The organism is Microcystis sp. M049S2, assembly GCF_020245625.1.
Lineage (GTDB): Bacteria > Cyanobacteriota > Cyanobacteriia > Cyanobacteriales > Microcystaceae > Microcystis > Microcystis ichthyoblabe_A.
Map to the genome: position 1 here is coordinate 1 of NZ_JADBUN010000236.1, position 12,873 is coordinate 12,873.

Annotated in this window: 4 protein-coding genes; 2 read left to right on the top strand and 2 right to left on the bottom strand. The window is 38.9% G+C overall.

All coding sequences use genetic code 11. The features are described from left to right. The coding region (locus IM496_RS19005) for a DUF4351 domain-containing protein (RefSeq protein WP_287662933.1) at nt 1-747 on the top strand (747 nt) is incomplete at its 5' end. A gap of 178 nt (nt 748-925) precedes the next feature. Here IM496_RS19005 and IM496_RS19010 read toward each other — a convergent pair. Beyond that, complete coding sequence (locus tag IM496_RS19010; RefSeq protein ID WP_271930382.1) at nt 926-1,330, bottom strand: type II toxin-antitoxin system VapC family toxin; 405 nt, start codon at nt 1,328-1,330, stop codon at nt 926-928. Continuing rightward, nucleotides 1,327-1,572 carry a hypothetical protein gene (locus IM496_RS19015; protein WP_287662935.1) on the bottom strand — a complete coding sequence of 82 codons (246 nt, stop codon included), beginning with the start codon at nt 1,570-1,572 and terminating at the stop codon, nt 1,327-1,329. Before IM496_RS19015 ends, IM496_RS19010 begins: the two co-directional genes overlap by 4 nt. Nucleotides 1,573-2,114: 542 nt before the next feature. Between IM496_RS19015 and IM496_RS19020 the strand changes: the two genes are divergently transcribed. Further along, nucleotides 2,115-12,873, top strand: a 10,759-nt coding sequence (locus IM496_RS19020) for a putative Ig domain-containing protein (protein WP_287662936.1), incomplete at its 3' end; no start/stop codon positions are given.

Genomic DNA, 12,873 nt, shown 5'->3' on the forward strand with positions numbered 1-12,873 from the left:
GCGCAGGAAAGTTCCCGCAAGTGGTTTAACCGGCGAATGTTTACTTATTTTGCTCGCTTTCATGAGAAATTTGTCTTACCGATTTATCCGATTGTAATTTTTTCTTATTCAAAGCCAAAAAGAGCAGCGATTAGTCAATATCTGGTCGATTTTCCCGATTTTAAGGTATTAGAATTTAACTATCAAGTAGTGCAGTTAAATCGATTAAATTGGCGAGATTTTCTCAATCAACCGAATCCGGTTGCTTCAGCTTTGATGGCGAAGATGAACATTGCCGAGAAAGAGCGAGCAAAAGTTAAGGCGGAATGTCTGCGCTTGTTAATTACTTTAAGGTTAAATCCTGCGAAAATGCAATTAATTTCCGGATTTATTGATACATATCTCAATCTAAATCCTGCCGAAGAGATACAATTTCAAGAAGAAATTAGCACATTTAGTCAACCCGTACAGGAGGGAGTTATGCAAATTACCACCAGTTGGATGCGTCAAGGTATTGAACTAGGTATTGAACAAGGTATCGAACAAGGTATTGAACAAGGTATTGAACAAGGTATTGAACAAGGTATTGAACGGGAAAAGACATTGATTCTTCGTCAAATTAAACGCAAGTTAGGGGAGATTAATCCTTCATTGGAAACTAAAATTATGGAGTTAAGTATTGATGATGTAGAAGCATTAGGAGAAGCTTTATTCGATTTCTCTACGGTTGAAGATTTAATCAATTGGTTAAATACTTTAACTGCCTAGCTTTGACTTTGGTGATCACCTTTTGTCCATTTGTCAGAGAAAACGGGTTTCTCGGAGAAACCCGTTTTCTGTGGGGTTTTTAGTGGAAAGAGAAAGGTTAACGCGGAAGGTATCCCCGTCGCCATCACCCGCTAAAATTTTCATGGTGAGGAAGTAATTCAGAGATAAGCTTCAGTTATTAACGAATAAAATCAATCTGACAAATATTAAGAGGAACAATCGGTTCAAATTCTTTCCGGTCAGAAGTAACTAGAATTCCTTTTTCTTGATTGGCTAAAGTTAAAGCAAAACAATCAGCTAAAGAAATGCGTTTAATTACTGCTTTATATTTGCTTACTTGTCGCCAAAAATTGCCACTTAAATCAAAGCGAGTTTTTATGTTAATATTGCTTAATTCTTGAATTAGTTTTTCTGTTTCTGATTCTCCTATATCTCGATAAAAATTATAGTAAACTTCGCCAAGATTAATAACATGAATCATCTTGTTATTATTTTGATTAGTGATGGTTTCTCTAACAAGATCCGCTCCTGTTTCATTACGAAAAAAAGCAATTACAGCACAAGCATCTAAAATGATATTCATCTATTACGCTCCTCCCAATCAATTTCTGCTTGTTTTTGTTGGGCAAAATCTTCACTACTGGTAGGTGCATGAGCATATTTACCTTGTAATGATTTAATTAACTGTTGTATTTCTTCTTCTGATTTAGGTTTAATTTGAAGCAGAAAATTTTGATCAATTAACTCTCTGATTTGCAGTAATTGTTCGTCAGAAAGATTAGCTAATGATTGAATTATTTGTTGACGTATTGCTGTAGAACTCATGATTATTACTTAGCTACAATTAAGTATAAAAAAAATTACTATGATTATAATACATCACAAAAATGCTGATTTGCAAGCAAATCTCTAAAATCAGGTAAAATTAAGCAAATTTCAGGGAAATTTTCATTCCTTTCGCAATCGCCCCATGGCGGAGTTGGGATTACCCGATCTTTCGCTAAATTCAACTAACCCGATCCCTTTTTGTCAACTTTTGTCCACTTTTATCGATTTAATGTTCACTTTTGCTGAAGTTTTTTGTAAAGAAATTTTACAATTTAGATTTTATGCTTGACTTTTTCAGGAAGTAAGTATATAACCGGATATTAACGAACCAAGTAGCAGGGTAGGGGCGATGCGATCGCCCCTAACTCTTATTAGCCGTCTAGGTTATGGATTTTACTCAAAGGCTCGCCAGCAGACAACTGGGAGCGCCTGAAGGGAAACCAGCCTTTAAGTCAATTGCAATCGGCTATTCACCATATCGGTTAGTTAACCTAATCTCAATCTATAAAATATTTTCACTTTTTCTGGAGTGATAAATTATGCTTAATAATCCCGGAGTTTTAGCATTTAGTGCGCCGACTTATACGCTTACTGAAAACGGAACTACTATAACTCAAGTAACAGTAACTCGCACGGGGGGAAGTGATACAGAAGTCAGTGGGACGATTACTTTAAATAATGGTACAGCAACCGCAGACGATTATAATAATACCCCCATTAAGGTTACGTTTGCTCATGGGGATAGTGCGCCTAAAATTATTACGATTCCGATTAAGGAAGATAGTCAGTTTGAAGCGGTGGAAACCCTTAACCTATCCTTGACGAATCCGACTAATGGGGTGACGATTGGTACACAAAATACGGCAATTGTCAAGATAATTGATAATGATAATTTTGTCTTTAATAATACGGATATTCAACCGACAAAACTGGAGAAGTTGACGTTACCGATTCCCACAGCGTTGAAGCAGTATGAAACCCTCAGCAGCGAATTGGATAAAGCCAAGGTTAAATTAGACACGACGGAGCAACAGTTAAGGTTAGCTAATGATGATTATTCCTTTGCGAAGGAAACCTTTGAAGGGAGTCTCAGTAAGCGGAAGTCTTTAACTGACATTTTGCAGAATCTAGCAAATAAAAAGACGGCTTTAACCTCTAGCTTTACTAAAGCTAAAACAGAAATTGAGCAAAAACAGAAGGATATTCAGAAAAATATTGATGATGCTTATACTCGTCTGAAGGCTGAAACGAATGCGGGTCTAAAAGATGGGATTCAGAAGGAGATTAATGGTTATCTGATTCAGATTGAGCAACAACAGAATTTACTGTCAATTGCGACGACTAAGTATAATCAGGAGTTGGCGGTTGTTATTTTCCAAATTGATGACTCAAATCAGGAGTTACAGGGACTTGAGAGTAATATTATTCCTAAGCAAGTTGAGGATTTAGAGAAGAAAAATCAGGCTTTAGTCGGTGTTAAAACGGCTTGGGAAGGGAATAAGCAAGCTGTGACAGTTGCGGATAAGGCGCTGGGGGATTTGCTGACGGATTATGCTTTTCTCAAGACTCAGGATTATTCGTCTAAGTTTTTGCAGGATACGGTTGATAGTCTTAAGCAAAAAATTGGTGCGCTTCAGGCTGATTTAACGGCTTTGAAGAGTGGAAATGGGTCTAATTCTGAGATTGCGGCGTTGGAAAAGGCGATTTTAGAGAAGCAGAAGGTTGTGGGAGAGGTACAAGATTATCAGAAAACGGTGTTAGCGGGAGAGTTGGAGTTTAAGCAGGAGTTGGAGACGAGAAAGGCGACTTCTGCGGACCATGAAGCATCGGTTAAGGTGGCTTTAGGGAATAATAATATTGAGGGTTATGTGAGTTTAAACAGTCAATTGGCTAACCAGTTGAAGGGTTTAACGACTGTTTGGGTGGATAATTTAGAGGATAATCATAATCTCACGATTAAGGTGTGGAATGGCTCTCAAGCTACGTCTCAGGGGTTTGATAGTTTGACGAGTTATATTGATGAGAATTTGGCGACTCCTTATGGGGATTATTATCTGAATGAGATTCAGCTGGATGAGGCGTTACAGATTCGGGAGTCAACGGTAAGACGGCGCGATGCTTTGGCGGATAGTGTTGATTTTGTGGAGGATGCGCTGTTTTTGGCGAAGAAACAGTTACAGGAGTATCAGGATTTAGCGAAGTTAGGTCAGCATTATTCAGATTTAACTAAGTATGAAAAACAATATGCACTGTTAACCAGTCTTCGGGATTCTTTTACGCGCTTCTTTGGTAATTATTCAGCTTTATCGGGTACTTATAATAATTTAGCAAATGTTGATACTCAGATTAATCATACTAAGCAATATGCTCAATCACGGGTAGCGGCGTATAATCCTAAAACTCGTCCAGAAACGGGTAATTTATATTTTAAAACTGGTTATGGACGCTCCTATAATATTCAAAATTGGGCAACAACTATTGGAGGAAATTTAGTTACGGTTAATGATATTCAAGAACAGTTTTGGATTACTGATAATTTTGGCACAAATTTCTGGATTGGGTTAACTGATGATCACAATCATAATGGTCCTTGGCGTTGGTTTAGTGGAGAGCCTTATCAATATCAATCATGGCAATGGATACCAGGCGAACCTAATAATGCAGGGGGAGAAACATTTGTTGTTTCTTTAGGTCGTGCGAATGGTTGGAATGATATTGACTGGGAAGATAATCGTCAAGGGTTGGTTGAGATTAATCTTGAGATTAGTCTTAAGCCTTTATATAATCAAAGAAATGGTATTATTCAGAACATTAAAGATGCTAATGTTAATGCTTTTGATGCTTTAAAGTCTCTGAGTGATTTGTTAAGTAATAATCAGTTAGCATCTCTCTTGCAAGGGGTAAATATAGGTTTTGTCAAGAGCTATTTAGAAAAGTATAATGAAATTTTTACTCAATCTGGTGGGATTATTGATGAGGCGACGTTAAAGCGGTTTCAAAATGAGGTTTTTACGCCGTTGTCTCAAGCTTATAATCAATTAGCGACGGGTTCTTCTGTTGAGGGTTTGATTGGCAATAACCGTCCTCTTTTAATTAGTAATCTAAATCAAGAACTAACTAATAAATCTCAAGATTTAGTGGTTCAGATTGATTTAAATCCATCAAATGTTAAATATATAACTTCTTCCATTGCGGTTGAGTATCAGGGTCAAAAATATTATGGTTGGATTACCTATGATAACTCAGTATTGAAGCGTCAGGGGCAAGAGTGGCTAAGTGGTGATAAAATACAAGATTTTGGTTTTAATTTTCTTGGCAAAACCTATTATCGCCAAGATTTTTATTGGGATACAACAGGGATTTCTTTAGGATTTGTAGATGGAAATCCTGTTGCGGCTCTTTTTGCTTTCAATACTCCAGATGGCCGTAATTTTGGGTTTGGACAAGAATCGACTTCTAATATCAATTGGACTCACGGCTTTCTACAGTGGGATTATCCAAACGCCCGATGGATTGAAAATGTGGGGACTATTGATTTTTCAGATCCAGCTAATGTGCAACATTTGGAATGGCAAGAACAATGGATAGAAACGAATTTACAGAAGTATATTAAACAAAAACGAGATAGTATTATTCCTAATGGTGTAAATGATCAAACAATTGCTAACCTTCAATCTCTTCGCCTAGAAACCGCTTATCTAACCCTACAAGCACAACAAAACCCAGACAAAGTACAGAATTATTTGCAAACCTATAACGCTCTAAAAGTCTTAGGGACAACTGAGAATCAAGGAACAGATTTAAGTCTTTTTGATATTGTGACTCCTCAAAATGGAGTCTATCAAGACTGGCTGAGATTTGATTATGGTGCAAATATTATTCCTGGTGACTTTAATGGCGATGGGAAAACTGACTTTATTCGTCAAGAAAAAGGCGGGTGGGATGATGAAACAAGTAATTCATTCAATATCTACTTTTCCAAAGGTGACGGACAATTTGATATTGTAACTCCTAATATCTACGACTATCAAAATTATCTAAGATTTGATCCTGGTGTTAACATTATTCCAGGTGACTATAACGGAGATGGAAAAACTGATTTCATCCGTCAAGAGAAAGGTGGATGGGATGATGATACTATTGCCTCATTTCAGATTTATATTTCTCGCGGAGATGGCTATTTTGATATTATTACTCCTAATAATGCTGACTATCAAAATTATCTAAGATTTGATCCTGGTGTTAACATTATTCCAGGTGACTATAACGGAGATAGAAAAACTGATTTCATTCGCCAAGAAAAAGGTGGATGGGATGATGATACTATTGCTTCATTTCAGATTTATATTTCTCGCGGAGATGGCTATTTTGATATTATTACCCCTGAAGGTGGTGTGTATCAAGACTGGCTGAGATTTGATTATGGTGCAAATATTATTCCTGGTGACTTTAATGGCGATGGAAAGACTGATTTTATCCGTCAAGAAAAAGGCGGGTGGGATGATGAAACAAGTAACTCCTTCAATATTTACTTTTCCAAAGGTGACGGAAAATTTGACATTATAACTCCTAACATCCAAGACTATCAAACTTTTCTCAGATTTGATCCAGGTGCGAACTTAATTCCTGGAGACTATAACGGGGATGGAAAAACTGATTTTATCCGTCAAGAAAAAGGTGGATGGGATGATGATACTATTGCCTCATTTCAGATTTATGTTTCTCGTGGAGATGGCTATTTTGATATTATTACCCCCGAAAATGGAGTCTATCAAGACTGGTGGAGATTCGACTATGGTGCCAATATAATTTCAGGGGACTATAACGGCGATGGCTATGATGACTTTATTCGACAAGAAAAAGGAGGATGGGATGATGATTTAACAAACAATTTTAATGTCTATTTTTCTAATCCTGCAAAACAACAAGCTCTTAAATTATTAGGGTCTAATGATGGAGTTAAAAATATAACCTTTAACTCTCTCCGCAATCAATACTATCCCGAACTCAACAACCCCACCACCCTCGCCACTCTTCAACAACAAATCAGCGACCAACAAACCCAATCCCAACAAGAAATCGACCAACTAAAAAACAGCATCAGTCAAAAACAAGCTGAAGCCGCCGCCTCCATCTCCCAAGCCGACTGGTATCAAGAAAAATCCGCCTTTTATTGGGAACAAAGCCGTAAACAAGGACCCACTTGGATCGAATGGCGTAGCTATAAAAAAGGCGGACTATTTGGCAGTAAAACTAAATGGACAGCTATCACCCATGTTGACCACGATTGGATTATCTGGGACACCTACACCAAACAAGCGACCGCCCTCCGAGAACACGCCGCCCAACTCCTCAAAGGAGTCGAAACCGATACATTAAATAAAGATACCACCACCACCATCCTCGACCAATGGAATAAAGCCAACGCCGTCGCCAATGAAGCCGCCCTCAGCCAAAGCGAATTTATCCACCTCCTGCAACAACTGGAAGCAGAAAGAAAACTCAGCGAAGACAAAATCGCCCAAATAAGTGACTGGGAAAAACTCCTCCCCATCCTGCAAACCCAACTCGAAATAGCCACCCAAGATGCAACCACCGCCACTACCAACGTCCAAAAAGAAACCGGCGAATACCAAACCAGTAAAGACAACTATCTAACCGCCCTCAACAGCGTCCTAGAAAAACGCGCCGAACTGCAAACCAAAACCCAACTCCTGCAACAAGACATCACCGCCGCCAAAACTTGGGTGACACAACAAACCATCTACCTCGCTGACGAACTCACCCAAACCCAAACCCTCATCACTCAACTGCAAACCCAGCGGGATTTGATCCCCCCAACCTCCCTTGATAATGGGGGCGAGGAAAACCTCACCAAAAAAGCCCAATTAGACCAATCCATCCAACTCCTCACCCAAAAACAAACCGTCCTCACCTCCCAACAAGCCACCCTCACCCAAAAACAGACCCTCCTCTCAACCCAAGAACAGGTACTCGTCACCGAGTATCAACTCCTCGATGCGACTCTCGCCAGTCCCGACAAAGACACCAGCACCCTCGAACAACAACTCACAGATACCAGGAAAACCCTCGCTGAAGTCCAAAAACTCGCCGAACAAGCCGAAGCCAGTAGCCAAGCTTTAACCGCAGTCATGGATGACCTGCAAGCCTCTCTCCTGCTGCAAAACGACAAATACCTCGCCGCTATTAAAGACAAACAACAGGCACTGAAAAAACTCCTAGAAGCCACTGAACTCGAAAAAAATTACACCCTCCAAGCCACTACTAAACGCCAAGAATTAAACAGCTTTGAAAGCCAACTGCTGACTATTCTTAAACAAGCCAACGATGCCGGAAGCCAAGAAGCCGCCCAACTTCTGGAAGTAGCCAACGCCAACAATATGGCTACTGCCGCCGAACTTTATTACAAAGACTATCGAGATTTAGCCAGCGATAAAGGTGGCGGTTGTTCAGGAGGAATCGCCAGACCCGAAGATTTAATCTTAGCCGATAAATACTATGCCGAAATGCAGCAATATCGGCAACTGCAACAACAGGCGCAACAACAAGCCAGCCAATTTACCGCCCTTCGTCAAGCTGCTGAAAATCAAATTACCCTCTTAGAAGGACAAAAAGCGCTCGCTACCGAAGAATTGGCACAACTTCAACAAAGTATCGGCAATTCTCAAGAAGCAATTGAGGCCCATAAACAAGAAATCGCCGTTGCTGAATTTCGTATTGATGCCCTATCCCAACTGAAAAACTGGACAAATCAAACCTTATTGCAAGTTCTTTCCGTTGAAAAATTCAACTTAGCGCAGGCACAATTAGAACAAGAAATCGCTGAAAAACGCGGTCAATTAATTGATGATGCGGTGGCAGCCCAGTTAGAAAAACAACGGTTAGATATTCAACGCGATCGTCAAATTGCCGTCACCAAACTTGAACAATTAAACCAACTTAACACCGAAGAAGCACTCCAGCAAGCGATTAACAACCTCCGCACCGACTTAGGCATTAACCCGATTGCCAATATCATCACCCAAGCTGACTATAAAGGACAACTCGCTGGCATCTTAGCCGATTTAGATGCCCTCAAACAAAAACAGCCCAGCTTACCCGCTGAATTGGAGAGCATATTAACAGCAACTCGTCAAGATATTCATGATGCTTTACAGGGGAAAGAAGCCGCAACCATTCAGGATAATTTGCTGAAAACGGTTGATGGTTTAATTGATAAGAATAATAAACTGAATGCTGAAGTTACGAAATTAGAGCAAGAAGAACAGCAATATTTAGGCATTCTGAAACAATCAGAAACCGACCTCAAGGGAGCCAGTAAAGCACTCTATGATGAGATTCAGAAAACAGGGGTATTAACTCAAGAAAAAGAGTTACTCAGTCAGCAGAATTTAGAGATACTTTATAAGATTGGCTATGCTCAAGGTGCAGTTGATTTATCCGATGATTTAGCGCGACAATCTCAACAGCTTTTAAGTCAGATTATTGAGGGGCGAGTTAAAGAAAGAGAAATCAGAAAGAAAGCCTTTGTTAATGAAGTTTTAGGGACTGCTGCTTTAGTTATTGCTATTGCTTCGGCTGCTATTACAGCAGGGGCTACTTTATATGCCTATGCAACAACGGCGGCTACGTTAGGAGCCTCTCTAGCAGCCGCATCCTCATTAACTATTGTTACGACACTCAATGTTATTGGTGCCTCAATTAGTGCTGTTCAATCAGCCTATAATGGGGACTGGGCGGGTGCAGTTTTCCATGCAGCAATGGCTTTTGCCAGCTACGAAATTAGCGATATTAATAGCGAACTAGCGAAGAATCCTCAAGTTATTGAAACCACCAAGGCAATTGATGTTGCCAAAGAAGCAAAAGATTTGAGCTTAGTTGGTGAATTAACCCAGAAATTAGAACTCTTAAAATATGAGTTATCACCTAATCTACTCAACCTAACCAGATTCCAAACAGTCGCCCAAGGTGCTTACTCATCCTATCAGTACGCCAAAACAGGAGATACTACTCTCGCCTTATTATCTGGGGTTCAATCATTAGCTAATGCCGCATCTCTTGGCATTAAAGACATCACAAATTTAAATCAAGCTTCTGATATTCAAAAATTCTTTATTACAGCAGGACAAGTCTCTCTGGTAACAGCCCAAGGCATCAAAGCAATTGAAAATGGCAACTGGTTAGATGCGGCTAATGCAATCGGTAAGATTGCCGGACAAATTGACAAAAACTTTGCGTTAGGATTAGGGGAAGCTGGGAAAAAAGAACTAATAGATTTGACGGGATTAAAATGGGAAGAAATTCAAGACTTTGGGAAATTAAGTTCAGCCTTATATCAAACTATCGACAATAAAGACTGGATTAAAGCCATTCAAACAGCAGGTAAAGCAATTAACCTTGTGGATGATAGTTTATTAGGGGTTGATTTAGGAACCGAAGCCCATAAAGCTATTAAAGATTTAACGGGGTTTGAATGGGAAGAAGTCGAAACTATCATTCAATCGGGAGTTAAGCTGGAAATTGCTGTCAGAGAACGTAATTTAGAAGCAATTACTCAATCTGTAAAAAGCATTGTAAATGTCTGGGTTACTGACGATAAACTCAAACTTGAAGCACAAAAAGTTACAGGACTTTCTTGGGAAGAAATCCAACGAATTACCCAGACAGGAGAAGCCATTAATAAAGCCATTGAAAAAGGAGATACAGCAGCTTGGATTAAATCCAGTAATGAACTTCTGGACATTTGGCAAGGTAATCAAACCCTCCAAAACTTCTTAAAAACTAACCTAAATTTAGACTGGAAAGATTTCCAGCAAGTTGTTAAAGCAGGTCAATCTATTGCCATCGCTACTGATAAGCAAAGCGTTGAACAATGGGGACAATCTCTCAAAGAAGTTCTCAATATTTGGTATGATGACGATACGCTTAAGAACAAATTAACAACTGTATCTGGACTTTCTTGGGAACAAATTCAAAAGACAGAGGAAACCATTTCAACCCTTAATAAGGCCTACGAACAAGGTAATACTTTAGCTTGGATAGAAGCTAGTAACAAAATCCTGAAACTTTGGGAAACAGATCAAACCTTAGCCAATAAAATTAAAGTCAATACAGGCTTAGATTGGCAAGATTTTGAGAAGATTGTTAAAGCTGGACAAGCTACTGCGATCGCTGTTGACAGTGAAAAGTTAAAAGATTGGGGACAAGCGATCAGAAAAGTCGCTAATATTTGGGCTGATGATGCCACATTAAAAAGCAAAATTGAACAAGCAACGGGACTAACTTGGTCACAATTAAATAAATTAGAAAACACTGTTCAGGAACTAGATAAAGCCACTCAAAATAATAATACTCAATCTTGGATTACTGCCAGTGATAATATTTTAACAATCTGGAAAACCGATCCTAGTTTTGCCAAAAAACTCAAAGAAGTTACCAGTTTAGACTTTACCGACCTAGAAAAAATTGTCAAAGCAGGTCAAGCTTCTGCAACAGCGATTGACAGTCAAGAAATCGCTAAATGGGGACAAGCCATCAGACGAGTGGCTAATATTTGGGTAGATGATAATACCCTAAAATCTACAGCAGAAGACCTCACAGGTTTATCTTGGGAGAAACTTCAAAAACTCGACAAAACCGTACAGGCAATTAATACTGCGATAAACAAAGATACAACCCAAGACTGGATAAATGCCAGTGATGCAATTCTGAAAATTTGGCAAGATGATCCTACTTTAACCCAAAAACTCACAACCTACACTAATTTGAATTGGCAAGATATAGAAAATATAGTAAAAGCCGGTCAAGAAATAGCTAAAGCCGTTGATCAACAAACACTAGCACAATGGGGAAATGCCATTAAGAGTGCTGTTAATATTTGGGTAGATAATAATACTCTAACTCAAGCTGAAAAAGCAACTGGACTTACTTGGTCACAGTTAGAAAATCTTGTCCTTACCAATCGATTAATTCAACAAGCCATTGACACCAATGACTTAGAAACATGGAAAAAATCAACCGATGAAATTATCAACATTTGGAAAGAAGATAAAGTATTGACTCAGAAACTCAAAGAAAAAGCAGGAATTGAATGGAAAGATATTGAATATATTGTTAAATCTGGTCAAGCGATCGCAACCGCATCTCAAGATACAACTCTAGAGAATTTAACAGCAGCTATTGAACAGATCGTATCTATTGGCGATCAAGATCCTCAACTTAAAGAGAAAATCAGAAGTATTTTTGAACTGGAATGGCAAAAACTAGAAGCAATTAGTCAAAAAAATCAACAAATACAAGCAGACTTAGCCCAACAGCAACAAGAAAACTGGGTCACAACCAATCAGAAATTGATCAACATCTTGGAGAAGAATGATGCTCTTATTCAAGAAAATCTTGCTCCCATTATCATTAACCCCATTCCCAATCAAACAGCAACCACTAATAAATTATTCACTTTCACTGTTGCTGAAACTACTTTCACAGACATAGATAAAAACGATTTTCTAACTTATTCAGCAACAGATGTGAATGGTAATTCCCTACCTAAATGGTTATCTTTTGATCCCAAGACAAGAACTTTTAGTGGAACTTCTAAGGATACAACAAGCTCTAGTGTCGATATTAAGCTTGAAGTAAAAGATACTAAAGGATTGTCTTCCAGTAACGTTTTTATACTCACCATTAATGCGATAAGCAATGCTACTATAGAAACCTTCGGTAACACCAAATTAGTCCAAGACGCAACTAATAAACTTTACACCCAAATTGGCAATAACAATCCCATCGCCATTAAAATTGGTGCCACTCAGATTACCACAAATACCTACCCTGGTTGGCAAACTCTAGCAGCAGAAACCGTCAACGGAGTCAATCAAGTTTTATGGAAATATAACGATAGTAATCATCTCCACTTGTGGAGTTTAGATAATAACTGGAATTGGCAATCTTCAAGCGGATGGTGGGGATTAAACTCTCCGGAAGCTTTTACTCAAGAAACCAACTTCCAACAAGACTTTAACGGTGATGGAATCATTGGTTCACCCTACACCACAATTGAAGCTTTTGGTAACACCAAATTAGTCCAAGATGCGACTAATAACCTCTATGCTCAAATTGGCAATAATAACCCCACTGCTATTAAAATTGGTGCCACTCAGATTACCACAAATACCTACCCTGGTTGGCAAACTCTAGCAGCAGAAACCGTCAACGGAGTCAATCAAGTTTTATGGAAATATAACGATAGTAATCATCTCCACTTGTGGAGTTTAGATA